This window comes from Variovorax sp. V116 (genome assembly GCF_041154435.1).
In the GTDB taxonomy this organism is placed as follows: Bacteria; Pseudomonadota; Gammaproteobacteria; order Burkholderiales; family Burkholderiaceae_C; genus Variovorax; species Variovorax paradoxus.
In genome coordinates this window covers 1876595-1900547 of the sequence record NZ_AP028661.1, presented here as the reverse complement: position 1 = coordinate 1900547, position 23953 = coordinate 1876595, and the positions used below count along the sequence as shown (strand labels likewise).

20 protein-coding genes and 1 pseudogene are annotated in these 23953 nt (G+C 68.3%); 13 read left to right on the top strand and 8 right to left on the bottom strand.

What is annotated here, in order from left to right; all coding sequences use genetic code 11:
• Window positions 1-63 precede the first annotated feature (63 nt).
• From ACAM58_RS08915 to ACAM58_RS08900, 4 genes are read left to right on the top strand one after another with little or no spacing between them, the layout of a single operon-like run.
• The gene (locus ACAM58_RS08915) at window positions 64-1845 is read left to right on the top strand and encodes an ATP-binding cassette domain-containing protein (protein WP_012746882.1); all 1782 of its coding nucleotides are present in this window, start codon (window positions 64-66) and stop codon (window positions 1843-1845) included.
• Window positions 1842-2975, top strand: coding sequence for an ABC transporter permease (locus tag ACAM58_RS08910; protein ID WP_012746881.1), 1134 nt, complete (start codon window positions 1842-1844; stop codon window positions 2973-2975). The genes ACAM58_RS08915 and ACAM58_RS08910 overlap by 4 nt, the downstream gene beginning before the upstream one ends.
• Window positions 2976-2988: 13 nt before the next feature.
• Window positions 2989-4107: an ABC transporter permease gene (locus ACAM58_RS08905; protein WP_012746880.1), complete on the top strand. Its 1119-nt coding sequence runs from the start codon at window positions 2989-2991 to the stop codon at window positions 4105-4107.
• Window positions 4108-4117: 10 nt separating this feature from the next.
• Window positions 4118-5647: an efflux transporter outer membrane subunit gene (locus ACAM58_RS08900; RefSeq protein WP_012746879.1), complete on the top strand. Its 1530-nt coding sequence runs from the start codon at window positions 4118-4120 to the stop codon at window positions 5645-5647.
• On the opposite strand, the gene ACAM58_RS08895 is transcribed toward ACAM58_RS08900, so the two are convergent.
• Window positions 5644-6696 (bottom strand): ROK family protein, encoded by a 1053-nt coding sequence (locus ACAM58_RS08895; RefSeq protein ID WP_012746878.1) that lies wholly within the window; start codon window positions 6694-6696, stop codon window positions 5644-5646. The genes ACAM58_RS08900 and ACAM58_RS08895 overlap by 4 nt on opposite strands.
• Before the next feature lie 132 nt (window positions 6697-6828).
• Here ACAM58_RS08895 and ACAM58_RS08890 point away from each other — a divergent pair, with 132 nt between their 5' ends.
• A complete protein-coding gene (locus ACAM58_RS08890) occupies window positions 6829-8358 on the top strand; it encodes a glycine betaine ABC transporter substrate-binding protein (RefSeq protein WP_012746877.1) in 1530 nt (509 codons plus the stop codon).
• 55 nt (window positions 8359-8413) lie between these two features.
• On the opposite strand, the pseudogene ACAM58_RS08885 reads toward ACAM58_RS08890, so the two are convergent.
• Window positions 8414-9220 (bottom strand): annotated as a pseudogene (locus ACAM58_RS08885) (LysR family transcriptional regulator); the annotation flags it as partial.
• A 100-nt stretch (window positions 9221-9320) separates the two neighbouring features.
• Between ACAM58_RS08885 and ACAM58_RS08880 the strand changes: the two are divergent.
• Window positions 9321-10574 (top strand): CynX/NimT family MFS transporter, encoded by a 1254-nt coding sequence (locus tag ACAM58_RS08880; RefSeq protein WP_012746875.1) that lies wholly within the window; start codon window positions 9321-9323, stop codon window positions 10572-10574.
• Between the two features lie 58 nt (window positions 10575-10632).
• Here ACAM58_RS08880 and ACAM58_RS08875 read toward each other — a convergent pair whose 3' ends face one another.
• From ACAM58_RS08875 to ACAM58_RS08850, 6 genes are all read right to left on the bottom strand, one after another.
• A complete protein-coding gene (locus tag ACAM58_RS08875; protein WP_012746874.1) occupies window positions 10633-12069 on the bottom strand; it encodes an aldehyde dehydrogenase family protein in 1437 nt (478 codons plus the stop codon).
• Between the two features lie 86 nt (window positions 12070-12155).
• The gene (gudD, locus tag ACAM58_RS08870; protein ID WP_012746873.1) at window positions 12156-13511 is read right to left on the bottom strand and encodes a glucarate dehydratase; all 1356 of its coding nucleotides are present in this window, start codon (window positions 13509-13511) and stop codon (window positions 12156-12158) included.
• A 31-nt stretch (window positions 13512-13542) separates the two neighbouring features.
• Window positions 13543-13992 (bottom strand): nuclear transport factor 2 family protein, encoded by a 450-nt coding sequence (locus ACAM58_RS08865; protein ID WP_012746872.1) that lies wholly within the window; start codon window positions 13990-13992, stop codon window positions 13543-13545.
• A gap of 47 nt (window positions 13993-14039) precedes the next feature.
• Window positions 14040-14951: a 5-dehydro-4-deoxyglucarate dehydratase gene (kdgD, locus tag ACAM58_RS08860; protein ID WP_012746871.1), complete on the bottom strand. Its 912-nt coding sequence runs from the start codon at window positions 14949-14951 to the stop codon at window positions 14040-14042.
• 43 nt (window positions 14952-14994) lie between these two features.
• On the bottom strand, window positions 14995-15945 hold the full coding sequence (locus ACAM58_RS08855) for a tripartite tricarboxylate transporter substrate binding protein (RefSeq protein ID WP_020610556.1): 951 nt from the start codon (window positions 15943-15945) through the stop codon (window positions 14995-14997).
• A gap of 106 nt (window positions 15946-16051) precedes the next feature.
• The gene (locus ACAM58_RS08850; protein ID WP_012746869.1) at window positions 16052-16873 is read right to left on the bottom strand and encodes a FadR/GntR family transcriptional regulator; all 822 of its coding nucleotides are present in this window, start codon (window positions 16871-16873) and stop codon (window positions 16052-16054) included.
• Window positions 16874-16934: 61 nt separating this feature from the next.
• On the opposite strand from ACAM58_RS08850, the gene ACAM58_RS08845 reads away from it, so the two are divergent.
• The 7 genes from ACAM58_RS08845 (at window position 16935) to ACAM58_RS08815 (ending at window position 23934) form a co-directional block, all read left to right on the top strand.
• Window positions 16935-17768: an NAD-dependent epimerase/dehydratase family protein gene (locus ACAM58_RS08845; RefSeq protein WP_369664333.1), complete on the top strand. Its 834-nt coding sequence runs from the start codon at window positions 16935-16937 to the stop codon at window positions 17766-17768.
• Window positions 17758-18648 carry an SMP-30/gluconolactonase/LRE family protein gene (locus ACAM58_RS08840; protein ID WP_369664332.1) on the top strand — a complete coding sequence of 297 codons (891 nt, stop codon included), beginning with the start codon at window positions 17758-17760 and terminating at the stop codon, window positions 18646-18648. The genes ACAM58_RS08845 and ACAM58_RS08840 overlap by 11 nt, the downstream gene beginning before the upstream one ends.
• A 52-nt stretch (window positions 18649-18700) precedes the next feature.
• Window positions 18701-19678 carry a TRAP transporter substrate-binding protein gene (locus ACAM58_RS08835; protein WP_369664331.1) on the top strand — a complete coding sequence of 326 codons (978 nt, stop codon included), beginning with the start codon at window positions 18701-18703 and terminating at the stop codon, window positions 19676-19678.
• A gap of 63 nt (window positions 19679-19741) precedes the next feature.
• Window positions 19742-20230 carry a TRAP transporter small permease gene (locus ACAM58_RS08830; RefSeq protein ID WP_012746865.1) on the top strand — a complete coding sequence of 163 codons (489 nt, stop codon included), beginning with the start codon at window positions 19742-19744 and terminating at the stop codon, window positions 20228-20230.
• A gap of 8 nt (window positions 20231-20238) precedes the next feature.
• Complete coding sequence (locus tag ACAM58_RS08825; RefSeq protein WP_012746864.1) at window positions 20239-21534, top strand: TRAP transporter large permease; 1296 nt, start codon at window positions 20239-20241, stop codon at window positions 21532-21534.
• Between the two features lie 31 nt (window positions 21535-21565).
• On the top strand, window positions 21566-23155 hold the full coding sequence (garD, locus tag ACAM58_RS08820; protein WP_369664330.1) for a galactarate dehydratase: 1590 nt from the start codon (window positions 21566-21568) through the stop codon (window positions 23153-23155).
• A gap of 17 nt (window positions 23156-23172) precedes the next feature.
• Window positions 23173-23934, top strand: a complete 762-nt coding sequence (locus ACAM58_RS08815) for an SDR family NAD(P)-dependent oxidoreductase (protein WP_012746862.1) — start codon at window positions 23173-23175, stop codon at window positions 23932-23934.
• Window positions 23935-23953: the final 19 nt, after the last annotated feature.

Sequence of the window (23953 nt, the reverse complement as noted above, 5' to 3'; positions counted from 1 at the left end):
CCCCCATCCCAACCTTCCCCCGAAAGGGGAAGGAGCAAGACCGCATGCCCGGAGGGAGGTTGAATGCTGCGCGCTGAGCCGGCCGTCAGCGGACGCTCCCTGCACAAGCGCTTCGTGGCCAAGGGCTCGAAGCAGGTGGTGCGCGCGCTCGACGACGTGTCGCTCGAAGTGCCCGCCGGCACGCTCACGGCGCTGGTCGGACCCGACGGTGCCGGCAAGACCACGCTGCTGCGGCTCATGGCGGGCCTGATGCGCGCCGACGAGGGCGAACTGCGCGTGCTCGGCATCGACGTGTCGGCCGATCCGCAGGCAGTGCAGGACCGCATCAGCTACATGCCGCAGCGCTTCGGCCTCTACGACGACCTCAGCGTGCAGGAGAACCTCGACCTCTACGCCGACCTGCATGGCGTCTCCGCGGACAAGCGCCGCGAGCGCTATGCGCGGCTGATGGAAATGACCGACCTCGGCCGCTTCACCGATCGGCCCGCGGGCAAGCTCTCGGGCGGCATGAAGCAGAAGCTCGGCCTGGCCTGCACGCTGGTGCGCTCGCCCGACCTGCTGCTGCTCGACGAGCCCACCGTGGGCGTCGATCCGCTCTCGCGGCGCGAGCTCTGGCAGATCGTGCAGCAGCTGGTCGGCGAGGAAAAGCTTTCGGTGATCGTGAGCACCGCCTACCTCGACGAGGCCGAGCGCTGCAGCCACGTGTTCGTGCTGCAGGAGGGCCGGCTGATCGCAGAGGGCACGCCGGACGAGATCCGCGGCCATGCCGAGGGCACCTGCTTCGTCGCTGCGCCGCCCGAGGGCGAGGCGCCGCGCCTGATGCAGGCGCGCCTGCTCGATGCGCGGCAGCAGATCGTCGATGCCGTGCCGCAGGGCGGCGAAGTGCACTTCATCCGCCGCCCGGACGCGGACGACGCGGCGCTCGAAAAGCTGCTGGCCGGCGCGCGCGCCGAACCCGTGCCGCCGCGGCTCGAGGACGGCTTCATGACACTGCTGCGCACGCGGCAGGCCAGCGACACGAACATTGCCCCATCGGCGGCGAGCGAAGGCCTTGCGCCGGCCGAGGGTGAACCCGGCGAAGTGGTCATCGAGGTGAAGGACCTGGTGCGCCGCTTCGGCGACTTCGTGGCCGTGGCCAGCACCAGCTTCTCGGTGCGGCGCGGCGAGATCTTCGGCCTGCTGGGGCCCAACGGCGCGGGCAAGACCACCACCTTCCGCATGCTCTGCGGCCTCCTGCCCGCAAGCGGCGGTCAGCTGCGCGTGGCCGGCGTCGACCTGCGCCATGCGCGCGCGCAGGCGCGCCAGCGCATCGGCTATGTCTCGCAGAAGTTCGCGCTCTACGGCAATCTCACGGTGCGCGAGAACCTCTCGTTCTTCGGCGGCGCCTACGGCCTGCGCGGGCAGAAGCTGCAGGGGCGCATGGACACGGTGCTGCGGCAGTTCGACCTCGAGCGCGAACTCGACGCGCCCAGCGGGCAGCTGCCCGGCGGCTACCGGCAGCGCCTGGCCATGGCCACGGGCCTGCTGCACGAGCCCGAGATCCTGTTCCTCGACGAGCCCACCAGCGGCGCCGATCCGCTCGCGCGGCGCGAGTTCTGGCGCCGCATCACGGCGCTGGCCGAAGGCGGCACCACCGTCGTCATCACGACCCACTTCATGGAAGAGGCCGAGTACTGCGACCGCATCGTGATCCAGGACGCCGGCAAGGTGCTGGCCATCGGCACGCCGCGCGAGGTGCGCGCGCAGGCGCAGGACGGCGCAGACGGCGGAAGGCGCATCGACATGGAGCAGGCCTTCATCGGCATCGTCGAGAAGGCGCGGCAGGAAGAAAGGAGACAGCCATGAGCGGCTTCGGCACCCGGCTCGTCTCGCTCACGCGCAAGGAATTTCGCCAGCTGCTGCGCGACCGCAGCAACCTGGCCATCGGCATCCTGCTGCCCATGGTGCTGATCCTGATCTTCGGCTATGGCATGTCGCTCGACGTGAAGAACGCGCCGGTGGCCGTGGTGCTCGAAGATTCCTCGCCGATGGCGCACGAGGCCATTGCCGGCCTGCAGCTCTCGCCCACCATCGCACCCGTGCTGCTGGGCTCGATGCGCGACGCCGAGGCCCTGATGCGCGAGCGCAAGGTCGACGGCATCGTGCGCGTGCCCGCCGACTTCTCGCGCGCGCTGGCCGCGGGCGATGCGCGCGTGCAGCTCATCGTGCATGGCGCCGACGCGGGGCGCGCCACCATCATCCAGGCCTATGTGAGCAGCGCGCTGGCGCAAGCGGCCCTGCGCCAGGCCGACCGCGGCGGCGCGGCCGGTGCGGCCGCGCCTTCGGCGGGCCGCGTGACGGTGGAGCAGCGCATGTGGTTCAACGCCGCGAACACCAGCACCTGGTACCTGGTGCCCGGGCTCATCGTGCTCATCATGACGCTGATCGGCGCCTTTCTCACCGCGCTGGTGATGGCCCGCGAATGGGAGCGCGGCACGCTCGAGGCGCTGTTCGTCACGCCGGTGCGGCCGGTGGAAATACTGCTGGCCAAGATCATTCCGTATTTCGCGGTCGGCATGCTGGGCCTGGCGCTGTGCCTCCTGGCCGCGCGCTTCCTGTTCGCGGTGCCGATGGTCGGCTCGCTGTTCGCGGTGGTGCTCAGCTCGATGCTCTACCTGATCGTGGCGGTGAGCCTGGGGCTGGTGATCTCGTCGGTCACGCGCAACCAGTTTCTCGCGAGCCAGGTGGCGCTGATCGCCACCTTCATGCCTTCGATGATGCTGTCGGGCTTCCTGTTCGACCTGCGCAACGTGCCCACCGCCGTGCGCGTGATCGGCCACCTGCTGCCGGCCACCTACTTCATGGACCTGATCAAGACGCTGTTCCTCGCGGGCGACGTCTGGCCGCTGATCTGGCGCAACTGCGCGGTCCTCGTGGCCTATGCCGTGGGCCTGCTGCTGCTGGCCCGCATGGTCACGCGCAAGAGCCTGGACTGAAGGGGAGCATTCCATGATCGACTTCCTGCTGCGCATTGCCAACCTCTGCAAGAAGGAGCTGCTCGCCATCTTCAAGGACCCGGCGAGCCGCGTGATCCTGTTCGTTCCCGCCATCATGCAGAGCCTCATCTTCGGCTACGCCGCCACCTACGATCTCTCGAACGTGCCCTATGCGCTGCTCGACCAGAGCCGCACGGGCGCCTCGACCGAGCTCATTGCGCACCTGGACAGCACCGGCGTCTTCCATCGCGTGGCCACGCTGCGCACGCAGGCCGACATCCGCGAGGTGATCGATACCGAGAAGGCGCTGCTCGTGATCCAGATCGCGCCCAACTTCGAACAGCAGCTCGGCGCGGGCCAGCCCGCGGCCATCCAGCTGATCCTCGATGCGCGCAACTCCAACACCGCGGGCTCCGCGGCCGGCTACGTGGGCGCGGTGGTCGAGCGCTACAACGCCGAGCTGCGCACGCGCGCCGGCGCGCCGCCGGCTCCGCTCACCATCGAATCGCGCGCCTGGTTCAACCCGAACCTCCAAACGCGGTGGAACCTGCTGCCCGGCCTGATTGCCGCGCTCAGCATGCTGCAGACGCTGCTGCTCACCGCGCTCTCGGTGGCGCGGGAGCGCGAGCAAGGCACCTTCGACCAATTGCTGGTCACGCCGATGTCGCCGCTCGAGATCATGATCGGCAAGGCGCTGCCGCCGGTGCTGGTGGGCCTTGCGCAGTCGACGTTGATCCTGCTGGTCGCGCTGTTCTGGTTCGGCATTCCGATGGCGGGCTCGCTCATCACGCTCTACACCGGGCTGGTCTTCTTCACGGTGGCCAGCGTGGGCATCGGCCTGTCGATCTCGGCGGTGTCGGCCAACATGCAGCAGGCCATGCTCTACACCTTCGTCCTGCTGATGCCGATGATGCTGCTCTCCGGGCTGACCACACCCGTGCGCAACATGCCGCACGTGCTGCAGCTGATCACCATGGCCAACCCGCTGCGCTTCGCGATCGACCTGGTGCAGCGCGTCTACCTGGAAGGCGTGGGCCTGGCCACGGTGTGGCACAACCTGATTCCGCTGTCGATCATCGCCATCGTCACACTGCCGCTGGCGGCCTGGCTGTTTCGCCATCGTCTGGTCTAGGGAGCACTCCATGTCCGCATCGCGCACCCTCTTCTCCTGTTCCGCGCTCGCGCTCCTTCTTGCAGGCTGCGCCGTGGGGCCCGACCACCGGCCCGCGCAGCCGCAGGCGCCGGCCGACTGGTCCGCATGGCACGGCGGCTCGGCGGCGCTGCTCGGCGCCGAGCGCAAGGCCGCGCCCACAGCCGCCGCATCCGGCGACTGGAAGGCCTTCGGCGATCCGCTGCTCGACCAGTTGCAAGCCCGCGCCCTGGCCGCCAACCACGACCTGCAGACCGCGGCCCTGCACTTCGCGCAAAGCCGCGTCCAGCGCACCGCGGCCGCGGCGCAGCAGGCGCCACAGCTCAATGCCAGCGCCAGCGTGAACCGGCAGCGCCAGAGCGAGAGCGGCGCCGCCACGCGGATGATCGATGCGCTGGGCTCGTCGGTCGCCAACCGCGACCAGCTGATCCGCACGCTCAGCGAGCCCTACAACCTTTACCAGGCCGGCTTCGACGCCTCCTGGGAAATCGACCTCTGGGGCCGCGTGCGGCGCAGCATCGAGGCCGCCGATGCGGATGCCGGCGCATCGGCCGCGCTGCTGCAGCAGGCGCAGCTCAGCGTGCAGGCCGAGGTGGCGCGCAGCTACTTCGAACTGCGCGGCGCGCAGCGCGAACTGCGCGTGGCGAACGCCGACATCGCGGCCGCAGCCGAATCGCTCGAGCTGGTGCAGGCGCGTGCCGATGGCGGCCTGGTCACCGACCTGGACCCGACGCGCCAGCGCACGCAGCTGGCCGAACTCAAGGCGCGCATCCCCATGCTGCTGCAGCAGGAGGCGCAGGCCATGAACCAGATCACGCTGCTGACCGGCGCAGCGCCGGGCGCGCTGAACGCCGAACTCGCGCCAGCTTCCGATGGCGCGGGCAACCCGCTCGAAGCGCTGCAGGCACCGCCGCTGCCCGAGCTTGCGCTGGGCCTGCCCGGCGACGTGGTGCGCCGGCGCCCCGACATCGCCGCCGCCGAAGCCCAGCTGCATGCCGCCACCGCGCGCATCGGCGTGGCGGTGGCCGACCTCTATCCGCGCGTCACGCTCGGTGCGGGCTTCGGCTACGAATCGGCCGGCAGCGAGCGTTTTGGCGAATGGGGCAGCCGCCAATGGCACGTCGGTCCTTCCATCAGCCTGCCGATCTTCGACAACGACCGGCGCCGCAGCACGGTGAACCTGCGCGAGCTGCAGCAGCAGGAAGCCGCGGTGGCCTTCCAGCAGGCCGTGCTCAAGGCATGGCACGAGATCGATTCGGCGCTCAGCGCCTACGCCGCCGAGCGCCAGCGCCATGCCGAGCTGGCCGAGCGCGAGCGCAGCAGCCGCGATGCACTCACGCTCGCACACGCGCGCTATGCGAACGGACTCACGGATTTCGGCGTCGAACTCGACGCGCGCCGCGCACTGCTGCAGGCGCGGCGCGACCAGGTGCAGAGCACGAGCCGCATGGCGGTGGGCATGGTGGCGGTCTACAAGGCGCTGGGCGGCGGCATTCCCGCGGCGCCCGGCACTCCAGGCTAGAAGGTGTTGGTGAAGCTCGCATTGCCGAGCCCGGTGCCGATCGTCAGCACGCCCCAGTGGGTCACGTCGCGCATGAAGGGCAGTTCGCTCAGCCCCTGCACCACCGCGTCGTTGTGCATCAGGATCAGCGTGGGGCCGGAGCCGATCATCGGCATGCGCCGCCACAGCGCGCTCGGCAGGTGGAACGCGCGGCTTTCCCAATCGCCCGGCAGGTTCTGCGTGCCGCGCTCGATCGAACCGTCCTTGCGGATCAGCCCGGGGCAGGCAATGCCGATGAAGGGCGCCAGGCGGATGTGCTTGCGCTCGCAGTAGCGCACCATGTCCTCGAGCATGGCCGCGATGCGCTCGACCATGCCGGTGCGGTTCGGGTCGTCGTCCGCATGCCGCCATTTCTCCCGCCGCACCACCTTGGCAAGCGACAGGTCGCGTGCCTTGCGCCGGCGCGTCTTCACGATGCCGCAGCGCACGTTGGTGCCGCCGATGTCCACCGCCAGGATGGCGTCGTGCTTCTTGAGCATGGCCGGCGGTGCCAGGTGCACCCAGCCGATCAGGCCGCCGTCGTCGACCTCGTGCGACAGGCGCCCGAGCTGGACGTGAACGCCCAGCTCCTCGAGGATGGCGGCGGTCTGCAGGATGGCGCGCTCGCCCACGTCGCTTTCGGTGAAGCCGCCGCCCACCACGATGCGCTCCACCTTCTTCCATGAGGGCTGGCGCGTGAAGCGCTGGATCACGAGGGCCAGTTCCTCGGCGAACTCCTCGATGGCGCCGTGCATCAGGTCGCCGGCCGCCGAGGTCTTCAGCAGCACGCGGTCGAGCTGCTTCTTGCTGAGGTCGCGCGAGTGTTCCCTGCCCAATGGATCGGTGCCCGTCTTGCGGCGGCGCTTGCGCCAGCGCTCGAGCAGTTCCCTGAAGGCCGTCTGGCTGGCCTGGTCGCCCACGAAGCCGTCCTTGTCGCGCAACTGCAGGCTGTAGCCCTCGACCCGAAGGCCCGGGAGTTCGCGCAGGCCGTGAACGTCGGGGCCGGGCAGGAGATGGGTTTTCTTCTTCATGGCGGCCACTATGGGCGCGGCTGCATCTACGAAGCATCGGTAGCCCGCACCAGGGTTTGTAGGAGATTGGCGGGTACGCCGAGCGGTTCGATGTCTATACACTGGCCTGCGATGCCACTGCCCCATCACCGCATGCTGCGCGCCGCCTTGTTGTTCCTTGCCATGGCCTGGCTCGGTGCCGCTGCATCGGCGCAGCCCGGCGAGGGCACGCTGCGCGTCGGTTCCAAGCGCTTCACCGAGTCGTACATCCTGGCCGAACTGCTCGCGCAGACCGCGGCGCCCCACACCGCATCGCCGCCGGTGGTGCGCCAGGGCCTCGGCAACACGGCCATCGTGTACGAGGCGCTGCGTTCGGGTGCCATCGATCTCTATGCCGAATACACCGGCACCATCGCGCTCGAAATTCTCAAGGGTTCGCCAGCCGAAACGCGCGAGGCCATGAACGCGGCGCTGGCGCCCATGGGCCTGGGCGTGGCGATTCCGCTGGGCTTCAACGACGGCTATGCACTGGCCGTGCGGGCGGCCGATGCCGAGCGGCTCGGGCTGCGTACGCTGAGCGATCTTGCAAAGCATCCCGAACTCAAGCTCGGCCTGTCGAACGAATTCCTCGGCCGCGCCGACGGCTGGAAGGGCCTGGCCGCGCGCTACGGCTTCACCCAGGCGCCCACCGGCCTCGACCATGGCCTGGCCTACGAAGCCGTGGCCGCGAAGCAGATCGACGCGATCGACATCTACACCACCGACGCCAAGATCGAGCATCTCGGCCTGCGCGTGCTCGAAGACGACAGGAAATACTTTCCGCGCTACGACGCCGTGGTGCTCTACAGGCTCGACCTGCCCACGCGGCTGCCCCAGGCCTGGGCCGCGCTGAAAACGCTCGAAGGCCGCATCGACGAACACGCGATGATCGCGATGAATGCGCGCGCCGAACTCCAGAGCGTGCCCTTCGACACCATTGCGCGCGACTTCCTGGCCGGCGCAGGCCAGGGCGCAAAGACCCAGGAGCCCCGGCGCGGCTTCAGCGCCAAGCTGTTCGGCCCCGATCTCTGGCAGCTCGCGCGGCAGCACCTGGTGCTGGTCGCCGTATCGGTGGGCGTGGCGATCCTGATCGGCGTGCCGCTCGCGATCCTGGTGTTTCCGCATGTGCGGCTGCGCGCGCTGGTGCTCGGCTTCGCGAGCCTGCTGCAGACCGTGCCTTCGCTCGCGCTGCTGGCCGTGCTGATTTCCATGCTCGGTGCGATCGGCGCGCTGCCCGCGCTGATCGCGCTCACGCTCTATTCGCTGCTGCCGATCATGCGCAACACCGTGACGGGCCTGGCCGAAGTGCCGAACGGCCTGCGCCTGGCCGGCACCGCGCTGGGCATGACGCCGCCGCAGAGCCTGCGGCTGGTGCTGCTGCCGCTGGCACTGCCCACGCTGCTGGCGGGCGTGCGAACGGCCACCGCCATTGCCATTGGCACCGCGACCATCGCGGCCTTCATCGGCGCAGGCGGATTCGGCGAGCGCATCGTCACGGGGCTGGCGCTCAACGACCGCGAGCTGCTGCTGGCCGGCGCGCTGCCGGCCGCGGCGCTGGCGTTGCTGAGCGAGGGGATCTTCGAGCTCGTGGAGATGCTGATGCGCCGCCGGCGCCGGGCGCCGCCGCCTTCGCTTCTCCCATGAGGCATTCGCGCAGCAGCGTAGCGCCCGCTCCCAGCGTCTTGTCGCCGCGGTGGCAGAAATGGCACTGCTGGCTGGTTCCACCGCCGGGGCCGATGCGGCTCACCGGCAACTGCACCAGCGTTCCGGCGGCCAGGTCGCCGGCCACCAGCCACGACGGCATCTTTCCCCATCCCAGGCCCGCGCGCAGCAGCGCGAGCTTGATGTACATGTCGGTCACGCGCCAGGTCGAGGGCGAGAGCACATCGATGTCGTAGCCCTGGCTGAGCGTGCTCGGATCTTCCACCACGATCTGCACGTGCTCCGCCGCGGCGGCATCCAGGCCCCCCGCACCGCGCCGGCCCGCATGGACCGCCAGCGCATGCGACGGCGCGGCAACGGCCACGGTATGAAGCTGCATGAGGAATTCGCGGCTGATTTTTTCGTCGGCATGGCCGAAGGCCGCAATGGCGAGATCGCATCGGCCCGAATTCAAGGCATCGACGGTGCCGCCCATCGAGCTGTATTCCACGCGGATGGCAATGCTCGGGTAGACCGCATGCATGCCACGCAGCGCGCTGGCCAGGAGGTTCGGCGGAAAGAGCGTGTCCACCGCAACTGCCAGCCCGAGCTCGATGCCCTGTTCGAGCCCCTGCGCGCGCGAGCGCAGCGCCTCGACCTTCGACAGGATCACCCGCACGTCGCCCAGCAGTGCCTTGCCCGTGGGCGTGAGCACCGGCTTGTGGCCGGAACGGTCGAAGAGCCGCACCTGGAGCTGTTCCTCGAGATTGGCAATGGCATGGCTCACGGCCGACTGCACCCGGTGCAGCCGGGCCGCGCCGGCACGGAAGCTGCCGGCATCCGCCACGGCAACGAACATCTGCATCTGGCTCAGCGTGAGGATGTCCAGCATGATCTGTCCAATCGATTGAGTTGGCCGATATTATTCGCTTTCATTGATCGGGTGCCCGCTGCAAAGTGGCGGCATGCAGAACCGAATCGAAATGCGCGGCGCCACATCGCCACCCGCCGCTGCGCCGCTCTCACCTTCTTCAACGCACTGGCTCGGCGTGGCGCTGGTCGTGGCCGCCGGGGTCGTGGCGTCCCTCCAGGTCGGCAAGGTCGCCATTGCCGTGCCGCAGTTGCGCACGGACTTCGGGCTCGACCTCACGATGGTCGGCTGGCTCATGGCAACGTTCTCGCTGCTGGGCGTGGTTGGCGCGGTGCCGGTCGGCGCGTGGGTCGCGCGCGCGGGCGACAGGCGCCTGCTGGTGGCCGGCCTGCTGGCCATTGCCATCGGCAGCATGGTCGGCGCATGGGCACAGGGCATCGCAATGCTGCTGATCGGCCGCGTCGTCGAAGGCCTGGGTTTCGTGCTGATCACCATTGCCGGCCCTTCGGTGCTGCAGCGCATGGTCGCGCCCGGCGGCAAGGACCTTGCCTTCGCGATCTGGAGCTGCTTCATGCCCGCCGGGATTGCCATCGCGCTCTTCAGCGGCTCGCTGCCGGGCAGCTGGCGCGGCTTGTGGCTGGGCAATGCCGCGCTTGCGGGCTTGATCGCGGTGCTGGTGCTGGCGGGCGTTTCGCGCGGCGCGAGTGCAAATACCCGCGAAGCGCCGGTTTCGTGGCGCAGCATGGCCCGCGACGCGGCCGCCACGGCAAAGGCCAGCGCGCCGGCGCTGATCGCCGCTTCGTTCGTGATCTACAGCCTGCAGTTCTTCGCGCTCTTCAGTTTTCTGCCGGTGCTGCTGATCGAGCGCATGGGCGTGGGCACGGCCACCGCCGGACAGCTGAGCGCCGCGGCCTGCTGCGTCAACGTGGCGGGCAATCTTGCGGCCGGCATGCTGCTCCAGCGCGGCATCGCGCGCTGGCTGCTCGCGGCACTGGCCAGTGCGGCGATGGGCATCGCGTCCATCGGCATCTTCCTGCCGGTGCTCGGCGCAGTGCCGGCCTTTGTGCTGTGCCTGGTTTTTTCGGGCGCGGGCGGCCTGCTTCCCGCAACGCTGATCGGCACCTCTCCCATCGTGGCACCGAGCACGCGGCTGGTCCCGATGTCGATGGGCTTGCTCATGCTGGGCAGCAATCTCGGCCAGATGATCGGCCCCGTGATCGTGGGCGGTGCAGTGGATTCGCTGGGCTGGCCGGCGGCCGCCGCCATCGTCGCCCTGGCGGGCGCAATGGGCGTGCTGCTTGCACTGGGCCTGCGCCGCTCGATGGCGCGCGGCGGCCATCGGCTGTAGGGCGGACAAAGTGGACGGCCAGCGCCGGGCGCGTGCGGCGCCCGGCGCGGGGGTGGCATCAAGCCAGCGTGTACGCCGTCTTCACCGTGGTGAAGAACTCCTGCGCATACTTGCCCTGCTCGCGCGGGCCGTAGCTCGAGCCCTTGCGCCCGCCGAACGGCACGTGGTAGTCCACGCCCGCCGTGGGCAGGTTCACCATCACCATGCCGGCCTGGCTGTGGCGCTTGAAGTGCGTGGCGTACTTCAGGCTGGTGGTGGCAATGCCGGCCGACAGGCCAAACTCGGTGTCGTTGGCCGTGGCCAGCGCCTCTTCGTAGTTCTTCACCCGGATCACGCTCGCCACCGGGCCGAAGATCTCTTCCTTGTTGATGCGCATCGCGGCCGCCGATTCGCTGAACAGCGCCGGCGACATGTAGTAGCCGTCGGTCTCCAGCTTCAGCAGTTCCCCGCCGGCCGCCAGCGTGGCGCCCTCGCCCTTGCCGATGGCGATGTATTCCATGTCCTGGTCCAGCTGCGACTTCGAGGAGACCGGGCCCACGTCGGTGCCCTGCGCCAGCGCATCGCCGACCTTGATCTTGGCCATGCGCGCCTTCATCGCCTCGATGAACTTGGAGTAGATGCCTTCGGTCACGATCAGGCGGCTGGAGGCCGTGCAGCGCTGGCCGGTCGAGTAGAAGGCGCTTTGCACGCTGAGCTCCACGGCCTGGGCCAGGTCGGCGTCGTCCAGGATCACCTGCGGGTTCTTGCCGCCCATCTCGAGCTGCACCTTCTTGTGGTTGGTCACGCACTGCACCGCGATGTTGCGGCCCACGCCGACCGAGCCGGTGAAGCTGATGGCATGGATGCCGGGGTGGCTGACCAGCGCGTTGCCGATCACGCTGCCGCGGCCCATCACCAGGTTGAACACGCCCGCCGGAATGCCCGAGCGGCTGATGATCTCGGACAGCGCCCAGGCGCAGCCGGGCACGAGGTCGGCGGGCTTCAGGACCACGCAGTTGCCGAAGGCCAGTGCGGGCGCGATCTTCCAGGCCGGGATGGCAATGGGGAAGTTCCAGGGCGTGATCAGGCCGACCACGCCGACCGGCTCGCGCGTGATCTCCACGCCGATGTTGGGGCGCACCGAGGGCAGCACTTCGCCTGCGAGGCGCAGGCATTCGCCGGCGAAGAACTTGAAGATCTGGCCGGCGCGGGTGGCTTCGCCGATGCCTTCGGCCTTCGTCTTGCCTTCTTCACGGGCGAGCAGGGTGCCGAGCTCTTCCTTGCGCGCGAGGATCTCGGTGCCGATCTTGTCCAGCGCATCGGAGCGCGCCTGGATGCTGCCGGTGGCCCAGGCCGGGAAGGCGGCGGTGGCGGCGGCCACGGCGGCCTCGACATCGGCAGCCGTGCCCTGCGCGTAGTGGCCCAGCACGTCGGACAGGTTGCTGGGGTTGAGGTTGGGGCTGTAGCTTGCGCCGGCACGCCATTCGCCGCCGATCAGGTTGTCGAAGTTTTGCATGAGGATTCCTTGTGCTGCTCGATGGAAAGAAAGAAGCCGGAGCACTGCGTGTCCGGCTGCGGAAATGGAAACGGGAGACTAAACCTTCAGCGCACCATGCAGGGCTTTTTATTGTCGAAAGTCCACCCCGGGATCAGGTATTGCATCGCCTGCGCATCGTTGCGCGCGCCCAGGCCATGCTTCAGGTACAGCTGGTGCGCCTTCTCGACTTCGTCCATGTCGAGCTCCACGCCCAGGCCGCCGCGCGTGGGCACCTTCACGTAGCCGCCCTCGATCTGCAGCGGGGCCTTGGTCAGGCGCTGGCCGTCCTGCCAGATCCAGTGCGTGTCGATGGCCGTCACCTTGCCCGGCGCGGCCGCGGCCACGTGCGTGAACATGGCCAGCGACACATCGAAGTGGTTGTTCGAATGCGAGCCCCAGGTCAGGCCCCAGGCCTGGCACAGCTGCGCCACGCGCACCGAGCCCTGCATCGTCCAGAAGTGCGGATCGGCCAGCGGAATGTCGACCGACTGCAGCGAGAGGCTGTGCACCATCTCGCGCCAGTCGGTGGCGACCATGTTGGTGGCGGTCGGCAGGCCCGTGGCGCGGCGGAACTCGGCCATCACCTCGCGGCCCGAGAACACGCCTTCGGCGCCGCAGGGGTCCTCGGCATAGGCCATGACGCCATGCAGGTCGCGGCACAGGCGGATCGCATCGGCCAACAGCCAGCCGCCGTTGGGGTCGAGCGTGACGCGCGCCTTGGGAAAGCGCTCGTGCAGCGCGCGGATGGCCTCGACTTCTTCCTCGCCGCGCAGCACGCCGCCCTTGAGCTTGAAGTCGGTGAAGCCGTAGCGCGCGTGCGTGGCCTCGGCCAGGCGCACGATGGCTTCGGGCGTCATGGCTTCTTCGTGGCGCAGGCGAAACCAGTCGTCGGCGCCGCCGGGGTCGCTCTCGTAGGGCAGGTCGGTCCTGGTGCGGTCGCCCACGTAGAACAGGTAGCCGAGCATCTGCACGGCATCGCGCTGCTGGCCTTCGCCGAGCAGTGCGGCCACCGGCACTTCGAGGTGCTGGCCCAGCAGGTCGAGCAAGGCCGCCTCGACGGCGGTGACCGCATGGATGGTCACGCGCAGGTCGAAGGTCTGCTGGCCGCGGCCGCCGCTGTCGCGGTTGGCGAAGGCACTGCGCATGCTGTTGAGCACTGCGTGGTGTTTGCCCAGGGGCTGGCCCACGATGAGGCCGCGCGCATCTTCGAGCGTCTGGCGGATCTTCTCGCCGCCCGGCACTTCGCCGACACCGGTGTGGCCCGCGCTGTCGGTCAGGATCAGCAGGTTGCGCGTGAAGAACGGGCCGTGCGCGCCGCTCAGGTTCATGAGCATGCTGTCGTGGCCCGCGACGGGCACCACGCGCATGGCGGTGACCACGGGTGCGCCGGAGATGGGAGAAGCGGAGTCTGGAAGTGTCATTTTTTGCGCGAGCCCTGGAAGAAAAGTGCTGCTAGATCCGAACGGCCTGGCGGGCCAGCATCTTCCACTCGCCGCCCTGTTTTTGCCAGATGCCGAGGATCTTGAGCGCCACCTTGCCGGGCTTGCCCGAATCGTTGGTGTCGGCCGCGAGCGTGTGGCGCACGATCGCAACGTCGCCCGCCACCTTGATGGTCTGGTCGGTGATCGTGATGCTCACGAAGTCCGACTTGCCGGCCACCAGGTCGCCGATGAAGCTGGCCTTGGTGTCGACCTTGCCGCTCGAATGGCCGTAGCTCAGGTCGTCGGCCACCAGTGCGCCAAGGGCGGCCGGCGTGGGATCGATCATTGCAAGGCGCAGCCGCTCGGCGGCCGCGGCCACGGCCGGCTCGGCCGAAGCACCGCCGCCCGCGGGCGCCATGGCACAGCCCGAAAACATGACGGCCGATGCGGCAATGAGGAAGAACTTCTTGATGATGGACATGCGTTGTCTCCGTTGTTGTTTGTTGTCGTCGTTCCCGGCCCGGCCGCTTACTGCGGGCCGAGCGCGTCGATCAGCGCCTTGAGCTGTTCCATCTCGGCGGGCTGGAGGTCCGTGAGCGGCGTGCGCACCGGGCCGGCGTCGTGGCCGACGATCTTGGCACCGGCCTTGACGATGCTCACCGCATAGCCGGGCACGCGGTTGCGCAGATCGAGATACGGCATGAAGAAGTTCTTGAGCAGGCGGTGCTGCGTCGGCAGGTCGTCGGCGGCAACGGCCTTGTAGAAATCCATCGCGGTCTTCGGGATGAAGTTGAAGACGGCCGACGAATACACCGGCGTGCCCAGCGCCTTGTAGGCCGCGGCATAGACCTCGGCCGTGGGCAGGCCGCCCAGGTAGGCGAAGCGGTCGCCCATCTTCTGGTAGATGGCGACCATGGCTTCGATGTCGCCCACGCCGTCCTTGAAGCCCACGAGGTTCGGGTTGCGCTCGGCCAGCGCGGCCAGCGTCTCGGGCTTGAGGCGGCTGGTGGCGCGGTTGTAGACGATCACGCCGAACTTCACGCTCTTGCACACGGCTTCCACGTGCGCGGCCAGGCCTTCCTGGCCGGCTTCGGTCAGGTAGTGCGGCAGCAGCAGGATGCCGTGTGCGCCGGCCTTCTCGGCCGCCTGCGCGCACTGGATCGCAAAGCGCGTGGGGCCGCCGGCGCCCGCGATGATCGGCACCACGCCGCGGCAGGTGTCGACCGCGGTCTGGATGATGCCGGGGTATTCGTCGCCGGTCAGCGAGAAGAACTCACCGGTGCCGCCGGCCGCGAACAGCGCGCTCGCGCCGTAGGGAGCGAGCCATTCGAGACGCTTCTCGTAGCCCTTCTTGTTGAAGTCCCCGTTCGCGTCGAAGTCGGTCAACGGGAACGAGAGCAGGCCGGAGCCCATGATGGATTTGAGTTCTTGAGGGTTCATCGAGACACCAATGAGTGAGTTGAAAAATGGATGCTGAGGGCGCTCAGTCCAGCTTGATGCCGGCGTCGGCAACGACCTTGGCCCAGCGCGCGCGCTCCTTGCCGAAGAACTGCTCTTCCTCGGCCGGCGCCATGGTCACGACCTCGGCGCCCTGCCCCGCGAGGCGCGAGCGGATGTCGGCCGTGCGGATGACGGTGATCAGTTCCTTGTTGAGGCGCTGCACGATGGCGTCGGGCGTGCCCCTGGCCACGCGCACGCCCTGCCAGGTGCCCGACTCGAAGCCGGCCACGCCCTGCTCCGCGATGGTGGGCACTTCGCCGATCAGCGGCATGCGCGTCGCTTTCGACACGCCGAGCACCTTGAGCTTGCCGCTCTGCACATGCGGCAGGGTGGCGAGCATGCCGTTCATCAGGATCTGCGTCTGGCCGGCGACCGTGTCCTGCACCGCCTGCACACCGCCCTTGTAGGGCACGTACTGCCAGCGTGCGCCGCTCGCACGCTCCAGCGCCACGCCCGCCAGGTGCGGCGCACTGCCGGTGGCGGTGACGGCGAAGTTGATTTCCGACTTCTTCGACAGCGCGATCAGTTCCTTCAGGTTGTTGGCCTGGACCGAGGGATGCACCACCAAGAGGTGCGGCGAATAGGCCAGCATGGTCACGCCGCGCAGGTCCTTGGAAGGATCGAAAGGCAGCCGCGTGTAGACCGAGGGGCTGATGGCGAGCGCGCCGACGTCGCACAGCAGCAGCGTGTAGCCATCGGGCTTGGACTTGGCGACGAAATCGGCGCCGAGGTTGCCGTTGGCGCCCGGCTTGTTGTCGACGATGACCGGCTGGCCCAGCGCTTCCGACAGCGGCTGGCTGATGGAGCGGGCAATGATGTCGGACGAACCGCCCGGCGGGTACGGCACCACGATGCGCACCGGCCTGGACGGCCAGTTGTCGGCGGCATGCACGCCACCGGCGGCAAGCACCCCGCCGCCCAGGGCGCCTAGCATCAGATCACGTCGTTTCAAGCTCATTCTGAGTCTCCTGCTGGGTTGTGTTGTCAGTCATCGTACAACCAGGAATGACGCTTGTCCAGCCTCAGCCCGAAATTTCTTCTCAGGGAGCCGCTGGCGGCGTCTTGGCCGCGGCCTGCTGGGCCGCTTCCTGCGCCACGCGCAGCCGCTCGCGGCTGTTGGTCAGGTGGATGCGCATGGCCGCGCGGGCCGATTCGGGATCGCGGCGCGCGATGGCCGCGTAGATCTCTTCGTGCTCGCGGTTCACGCGGCTCAGGTACTCGCCGCGCCGGTCGTAGTTGCGGATGGCGGTGATGCGCGTGCGCGGAATGATCGTGGTGCCCAGGTGGCTCATGATGTCCGCGAAGTACGGATTGCCGGTGGCCTGGGCGATCTGCAGGTGGAAGCGGAAATCGGGCGCCACGGTGTCCCCCGCCACCGCCACGTTGCGCTCGAAATCGTCGAGCGCCTGGCGCATCGCGAGCAGCTGCTCCTCGGTGCGGCGCGTGGCGGCCAGCCCGGCGGATTCGGTCTCGAGGCTGATGCGCAGCTCGAGCACCGCCAGCACGTCCACCGAGGTGGCGATGTCGGCGGAATCGAGCCGGAACATGCCGGCCGCGCGCGGCTGCAGCACGAAGGTGCCCACGCCGTGGTGCGTTTCCACCAGCCCCGCCGCCTGCAGCTTGGACAGCGCCTCGCGCACCACGGTGCGGCTCACGCCGAAGGATTGCATGATGGCCGACTCGGTCGGCAGCTTGTCGCCCGGGCGCAGCTGCTGGCTGCGGATCTTTTCGCCCAGGTCCTCGACCAGCCCGTGGGCGAGCCCGCGCGCACGCGGGCGCGGACGCCCCACGAAGGGCGTGCCGGCGGCAACTTCTGTCGCCGCGTCGGAAATTGAGGGATTACCCGCAGTCGTCTGGACCATGGTCACGATAATAATCCCGCATTAGTTGTACGACAACAGATAACTTCTCAGGCCAGCAAAAATGTCGACGTCCCATCAAACCCCCAACACCCCGCTCCACCGGATTCTGCTGACCGGCGCCGCCGGCGGACTGGGCAAGGTCCTGCGCGAACGCCTGCGCCCCTACGCCCGGATCTTGCGCCTTTCCGACATTGCCACCCTCTCCCCTTCCGAGGGCGCGCACGAAGAAGTCGTGCCCTGCGATCTTTCGGACAAGGCCGCGGTCCACGCACTGGTCGAGGGCTGCAGCGCCATCGTGCACCTGGGCGGCGTTTCGGTCGAGCGGCCGTTCGAGGAAATCCTCGAAGCCAACATCAAGGGCGTCTTCAACGTCTACGAAGCCGCGCGCCGCCACGGCGTGAAGCGCGTGGTGTTCGCAAGCTCCAACCACGTGATCGGCTTCTACAAGCAGAGCGAGCACATCGACGCCCACGCCCCGCGCCGGCCCGACGGCTACTACGGCCTGTCGAAGTCCTTCGGCGAGGACATGGCGCAGTTCTATTTCGACCGCTGGGGCATCGAGACGGTGAGCATCCGCATCGGCTCGTCCTTTCCCGAGCCGCTCAACCGCCGCATGATGAGCACCTGGCTCAGCTACCGCGACCTGACCACGCTGCTCGAGAAGTCGCTCTTCACGCCCGGCGTGAAGCACACGGTGGTCTACGGCATGTCCGACAACCGCGACGTCTGGTGGGACAACAGCGCCGCCGCCCACCTGGGCTTCGTGCCGCAGGACAGTTCCGAGGTGTTCCGCGACAAGGTCGACGCGCAGCCGCCCGTGGCGCCGACCGATCCCAACGCCATCTACCAGGGCGGCGCCTTCACGGCACAGGGACCGTTCGGCGATGCAGGCTGAACTCGTCCTCGATGCACGCAACGGCACCGGCGAAAGCCCGGTGTGGCATGCCGCGGAGCAGGCGCTCTACTGGGTCGACATTCCGGCACGCACGCTGAACCGCTGGCATGCGAGCGAAGGCCATGCCCAGTGGCATGCGGACGAAATGATCGCCTGCATCGCGCCGCGCGCCGATGCGCCCGGCGCCTGGATCGCCGGCATGGAAAGCGGCCTCTTCTCGCTCGCGCCGCAGGCCGGCGGCACGCTGGCCGCCACCGCGCTCGCACCCGTGGCGCATGCCATGCCCGCGATGCGCTTCAACGACGGCCGCTGCGACCGCCAGGGCCGCTTCTGGGCCGGCACGATGCTGCAGGACATGGCCGCCGGCGCGCGCGTCGGCCGGCTCTACAGCTACGCCAAGGGCAGTGCCGGCGCCGCCATGCGGCTGGACGACTTCATCGTGCCCAACGGGCTTGCCTTCAGTCCCGACGGCCGCACGATGTACCTCTCGGATTCGCATCCCGCGGTGCAGGCCATCTGGTCCTTCGACTACGACACCGACACCGGCACGCCGCACAACCGCCGCCTGTTCGCCGACATGAAGCCGCTGCCCGGCCGCCCCGACGGCGCGGCCATGGACGCCGACGGCTGCTACTGGATCTGCGGCAACGACGCGGGCCTGGTGCACCGCTTCACGCCCCAGGGCCGGCTCGACCGCTCGCTCGAAGTGCCGGTGAAGAAGCCCGCGATGTGCGCCTTCGGCGGCCCCGCGCTCGACACGCTCTTCGTCACCTCGATCCGGCCCGGCGGCATCGACCTGTCGGACCAGCCCCTGGCCGGCGGCGTGTTCGCGCTGCGGCCCGGCGTGGCGGGCGTTCCCGAGCCGGCGTTCGGCGGCTGACCCTTTTTCTTCTTTCTTTTTTCACGACAACCACCACGCAGAGGACGAGACAATGAAGCTCCACAAGACCCTGATCGCACTTGCCGTCGGCGCCGCAGCCGCGCTCACCACACTGGCTGCCAGCGCCACCGAGTTCCGCTCGGCAGACATCCATCCCGACGACTACCCGACCGTGACCGCGGTCAAGTTCATGAGCGAGCGGCTCAAGGCGCTCTCCGGCGGCAAGCACAGCATCAAGGTGTTCAACAACAGTTCGCTCGGCAGCGAGAAGGACACCATCGAGCAGACCAAGATCGGCGCGCTGCAGATGGTGCGCGTGAACATCGCCCCGATGAACAACATCTGCGCCGAGACGCAGGTGCCGACCATGCCCTTCCTGTTCCGCTCGGTGGACCACCTGCACAAGGTGCTCGACGGCCCGATCGGCGAAGAGATCCTGAAGTCGTGCGAGAAGCAGGGCTTCGTCGGCCTCGCCTACTACGACAGCGGCGCGCGCTCGATGTTCACGGCCAAGAAGCCGGTGCGCAGCTTTGCCGACATGAAGGGCCTGAAGGTGCGCGTGCAGCAGTCTGACCTGTGGGTGTCGATGCTCGAGGCCATGGGCGCCAACGCCACGCCGATGCCCATGGGCGAGGTCTACACGGGCCTGAAGACCGGCCTGATCGACGCCGCCGAAAACAACTACCCGACCTACGAAAGCGCCCGCGCCTTCGAAGTGGCCAAGTACTACAGCAAGACCGAGCATTCGATGGCACCCGAGATGCTGCTGTTCTCCAAGCGCGCATGGGACAAGCTCTCGGCCGAGGAGCAGGGCTGGATCCGCCAGGCCGCCAAGGAATCGGTGCCTTACATGCGCAAGCAGTGGGAAGAGCGCGAGATCAAGTCGCTCGCCACGGTGAAGGCCGGCGGCGCCGAGATCATCGAAGTCGACAAGGCCCCGTTCCAGGCCGCGATGAAGCCGGTGTATGACAAGTTCATCACGGACGCGAAGCTCAAGGACCTGGTCAAGCGCGTGCAGGACACGAAGTAAGTCCGCCTCCTCGACCTGGCTCCTCCCCTTCCTTCCCCCTCCGGGGGAAGGGCAAAGAAATCTATGTACACCAAACTTTGCCGCACCCTCGCCCGTGCCTGCATGTGGTTGGGCATCCTCGGGCTCGTCGCGGTGATCTGCGCCGTGAGCTGGCAGGTGTTCGGCCGCTACGTGCTCAACAACACCCCCACCTGGGCTGAAAGCCTGGCGCTGCTGCTGGTGCTCTACGTCACGATGTTCGGCGTCGCCGTCGGCGTGCGCGACGCGGGCCACATCGGCCTCGAATCCTTCCTCGTGCTCGCGCCCGACTGGCTGCGGCTGAAGATGGAATACCTGATCCACGCACTGATCCTCGTGTTCGGCCTGGCCATGGCCTGGAATTGCGCCTCCCTCGCCGAATCGGTGTGGGACTACCGGCTGCCCACGCTCTGGATCTCCGAGGGCTGGAAATACGTGCCCGCCTCCGTGGCCGGCGTTCTCATCGTGATGTTCTCCATCGAACACATCATCGCGCTCGCCCAAGGCCGCGAAGTCGAACCCGCCTGGGCCTGAACCGCATCATGACGATTCCTCTGCTCATTCTTTGCCTCTCGTTCACGCTCTTCCTGCTGCTGGGCGTGCCGGTCGCTTTCTCGATCGGCCTCTCGGCCCTGTCCACGCTGCTGTATGAAGGCCTTCCGCTGGAAGTCGGTTTCCAGCAGATGACCTCCGGCATGGGCATCTTCTCGTTCCTTGCGATTCCGTTCTTCATCTTTGCCGGCGAGCTGATGCTCTATGGCGGCATTGCGGACCGCATCGTCAACTTCGCGCGCAACGTCGTGGGCCACGTGCGCGGCGGCCTCGGCATGTCGAACGTGGTGGCCTGCACGCTGTTCGGCGGCGTCTCGGGCTCGCCCGTGGCGGACGTCTCGGCCATGGGCGCCGTGATGATCCCGATGATGAAGAAGGAGGGCTACCACGCCGACTACGCAGTCAACGTGACGACCCACGCGGCCCTGGTCGGCGCGCTGATGCCGACCAGCCACAACCTGATCATCTATTCGCTCGCGGCAGGCGGCAAGGTGTCGATCGCGGCGCTGATCCTGGCGGCGCTGCTGCCGGCGGCGGTGCTCACGCTCAGCAACCTCGCGGCCGCCTACCTGGTGGCGGTGAAGCGCGGCTACCCGGCCGGCAGCTTTCCGGGCTGGGCCATCGTGGCGCGCTCGTTCGCGGCGGCGCTGCCGGGCCTGTTCATCGTGGTGCTGATCCTCGGGGGCATCCTGTCGGGCGTCTTCACGGCGACCGAGTCGGCGGCCGTGGCGGTGCTCTATGCGCTGGCGCTCACCATCTTCGTCTACCGCACGCTGAAGTGGGAGCACTTCGTCAAGGCAGCCTCGAAGGCGGTGCGCACCACCGGCGTGATCCTGCTGCTGATCGGCATCTCCAGCACCTTCGGCTACCTGATCAGCCTGTATGGCGTGGCCGAACTCACGGGCCAGATGCTGTCGCAGATCACGAGCACGCCGTGGGTGATCTTCCTGCTCATCAACATCATCCTGTTCGTGCTGGGCACCTTCCTCGACATGGCGGCAACGATCCTGCTGTGCACGCCGATCTTCCTGCCCATTGCACAGCACTACGGCATGAGCTCGGTGCAGTTCGGCATCGTGATGCTGATCAACTGCGCGCTCGGCCTGAACACGCCGCCGGTGGGCACCACGCAGTTCGTGGGCTGTGCGATTGGCGGCGTATCGGTGGGCACGGTGATGAAGACCATCTGGCCGTTCTACGGTGCGCTGATCTTCGCGCTCGCGGTGGTCACCTTCGTGCCGGCCTTCTCGACCTGGCTGCCGAGCATGTTCATGGTCGTGAAGTAACGGCAGCACAAAGCAAGACAGAGGTTCCGCGATGACCGATCCGAACACCCGAGCACCGCACTTCATCCGCATGCACGCGGCGGACAACGTCGCCATCGTGGCCAACGACGGCGGCCTGCCCGCCGGCACCGTGCTCGCGTCCGGCCTGGTGCTGGTCGACAAGGTGCCCCAGGCGCACAAGGTGGCGCTCGAGGACATTCCCGAAGGCGGCGTGGTGCGGCGCTACAACGTGCCGATCGGCTATGCCCTGAAGCCGATCCCGGCCGGCAGCTGGGTGCACGAACGCCTGCTGCAGATGCCCGCCGCGCGCGAGCTCGAAGGCCTGCCGATCGCCACCGTGCGCCCGCCCCCGCAGCCGCCGCTGGAGGGCTACACCTTCGAGGGCTACCACAACCTCGACGGCTCGGTGGGCACGCGCAACATCCTCGCCATCACGCAGACCGTGCAGTGCGTGGCGGGCGTGGTCGACTTTGCGGTGCAGCGCATCAAGGCCGAGCTGCTGCCCAAGTACCCCAACGTCGACGACGTGGTGGGCCTCTCGCACAGCTACGGCTGCGGCGTGGCCATCGATGCGCCCGACGCCGTCATCCCGATCCGCACGCTGCGCAACATCAGCCTCAACCCGAACTTCGGCGGCGAGGTGATGGTCATCAGCCTGGGCTGCGAGAAGCTGCAGCCCGAGCGCCTGCTGCCGCCCGGCAGCATCGCGCTGGTGGACGAGCGCAACGTGGCCGACGTCGGCGAAACAGCCAACGCCAAGCTCGACGTGGTGTGCCTGCAGGACGACGCGCACGTCGGCTTCATGTCGATGATCGATTCGATCATGCGACAGGCCGAAGAGCACCTGGAGCGGCTCAACGCCCGCCGGCGCGAGACCGTGCCCGCCAGCGAGCTGGTGGTGGGCGTGCAGTGCGGCGGCAGCGATGCCTTCTCGGGCGTTACGGCCAACCCGGCCGTCGGCTTTTGCACCGACCTGCTGGTGCGCGCCGGCGCCACCGTGATGTTCTCGGAAGTGACCGAGGTGCGCGACGGCATCGACCAGCTCACCTCGCGCGCCACCACGCCCGAGGTGGCCGAGGCCATGATCCGCGAGATGGCCTGGTACGACGCCTACCTGGACCGCGGCCGCGTCGACCGCAGCGCCAACACCACGCCCGGCAACAAGAAGGGCGGGCTCTCGAACATCGTCGAAAAGGCGATGGGCTCGATCGTCAAGAGCGGCAGCGCGCCGATCTCGGGCGTGGTTGCGCCGGGCGAGAAAGCGAAGCAAAAGGGCCTGCTCTACGCCGCCACGCCCGCCAGCGACTTCATCTGCGGCACGCTGCAGCTGGCCGCCGGCATGAACCTGCATGTGTTCACCACCGGCCGCGGCACGCCCTACGGCCTGGCCGAGGTGCCGGTGATCAAGGTGGCCACGCGCAGCGACCTGGCGCGCCGCTGGCACGACCTGATGGACGTGAACGCGGGCCGCATCGCCGACGGCGACGCCACCATCGAGGACATCGGCTGGGAGATGTTCCGCCTGATGCTCGACGTGGCCAGCGGCCGCAAGAAGACCTGGGCCGAACAGTGGAAGCTGCACAACGCGCTTGTGCTGTTCAACCCGGCCCCCGTGACCTGACTTCGAAAGGAAACACCATGGAAGACCTCAAGGGCAAGACCGCACTCGTCACCGGCGCCAGCACCGGCATCGGCGCTGCCGTGGCCATTGCGTTCGCGGCGCGCGGCATGCGCGTGGCGGTGCACTACAACAGCTCGGCCGACGCCGCCAACCAAGTCGTCGAGACCATCCGCCAGGCCGGCGGCGACGCCTTCACGCTGCAGGCCGACGTGCGCGACACTGGCGCGATCCGCGAGTGCGTCAAGCAGGCGGCATCGCGCCTCGGCCGCATCGACGTGCTGGTGAACAATGCCGGCAGCCTGGTCAAGCGCGTGCCCATCGCCGAGTTCGACGATGCGCTGTTCGACGAGGTGATGCACATCAACGCACGCTCGGTGCTCGCGTTTGCGCGCGAGGCGGTGCCGCTGATGCGCACGCACGGCGGCGGCAACATCATCAACGTGACCTCGGTCGCGGCGCGCACCGGCGGCGGGCCGGGCGCCTACCTGTATGCGGGCTCCAAGGGCTTCGTGAGCACGGCCACGCACGGGCTCGCCCGGGAACTCGTCGGCGACAGGATCCGCGTGAACGCCGTGGCACCGGGTGTCATCCAGACGCCGTTCCAGGACCGCTTCTCGACGCCCGCCATGCTCGAATCGTTCCGCACCGCCATTCCCATGGGCCGCATCGGCTCGCCCGACGAATGCGTGGGCGCCTTCCTCTACCTGGCTTCGGAGCAGCTCTCGGGCTACGTGACGGGCCAGGTGATCGAAGTGAACGGCGGGCAGTACATGCCCTGACGCGGCAGGCGCGCTTTTT

Coding starts and splice junctions, on each gene's coding strand:
- ACAM58_RS08900 (WP_012746879.1), top strand. CDS start 4,118: ATGTCCGCATCGCGCACCCTCTTCTCCTGTTCCGCGCTCGCGCTCCTT.
- ACAM58_RS08825 (WP_012746864.1), top strand. CDS start 20,239: ATGACGATTCCTCTGCTCATTCTTTGCCTCTCGTTCACGCTCTTCCTG.
- ACAM58_RS08910 (WP_012746881.1), top strand. CDS start 1,842: ATGAGCGGCTTCGGCACCCGGCTCGTCTCGCTCACGCGCAAGGAATTT.
- ACAM58_RS08840 (WP_369664332.1), top strand. CDS start 17,758: ATGCAGGCTGAACTCGTCCTCGATGCACGCAACGGCACCGGCGAAAGC.
- ACAM58_RS08915 (WP_012746882.1), top strand. CDS start 64: ATGCTGCGCGCTGAGCCGGCCGTCAGCGGACGCTCCCTGCACAAGCGC.
- garD (WP_369664330.1), top strand. CDS start 21,566: ATGACCGATCCGAACACCCGAGCACCGCACTTCATCCGCATGCACGCG.
- ACAM58_RS08855 (WP_020610556.1), bottom strand. CDS start 15,945: ATGCTAGGCGCCCTGGGCGGCGGGGTGCTTGCCGCCGGTGGCGTGCAT.
- ACAM58_RS08845 (WP_369664333.1), top strand. CDS start 16,935: ATGTCGACGTCCCATCAAACCCCCAACACCCCGCTCCACCGGATTCTG.
- ACAM58_RS08830 (WP_012746865.1), top strand. CDS start 19,742: ATGTACACCAAACTTTGCCGCACCCTCGCCCGTGCCTGCATGTGGTTG.
- ACAM58_RS08895 (WP_012746878.1), bottom strand. CDS start 6,696: ATGAAGAAGAAAACCCATCTCCTGCCCGGCCCCGACGTTCACGGCCTG.
- ACAM58_RS08905 (WP_012746880.1), top strand. CDS start 2,989: ATGATCGACTTCCTGCTGCGCATTGCCAACCTCTGCAAGAAGGAGCTG.
- ACAM58_RS08890 (WP_012746877.1), top strand. CDS start 6,829: ATGCTGCGCGCCGCCTTGTTGTTCCTTGCCATGGCCTGGCTCGGTGCC.
- ACAM58_RS08835 (WP_369664331.1), top strand. CDS start 18,701: ATGAAGCTCCACAAGACCCTGATCGCACTTGCCGTCGGCGCCGCAGCC.
- ACAM58_RS08865 (WP_012746872.1), bottom strand. CDS start 13,992: ATGTCCATCATCAAGAAGTTCTTCCTCATTGCCGCATCGGCCGTCATG.
- ACAM58_RS08815 (WP_012746862.1), top strand. CDS start 23,173: ATGGAAGACCTCAAGGGCAAGACCGCACTCGTCACCGGCGCCAGCACC.
- kdgD (WP_012746871.1), bottom strand. CDS start 14,951: ATGAACCCTCAAGAACTCAAATCCATCATGGGCTCCGGCCTGCTCTCG.
- ACAM58_RS08880 (WP_012746875.1), top strand. CDS start 9,321: ATGCAGAACCGAATCGAAATGCGCGGCGCCACATCGCCACCCGCCGCT.
- ACAM58_RS08875 (WP_012746874.1), bottom strand. CDS start 12,069: ATGCAAAACTTCGACAACCTGATCGGCGGCGAATGGCGTGCCGGCGCA.
- ACAM58_RS08850 (WP_012746869.1), bottom strand. CDS start 16,873: ATGGTCCAGACGACTGCGGGTAATCCCTCAATTTCCGACGCGGCGACA.
- gudD (WP_012746873.1), bottom strand. CDS start 13,511: ATGACACTTCCAGACTCCGCTTCTCCCATCTCCGGCGCACCCGTGGTC.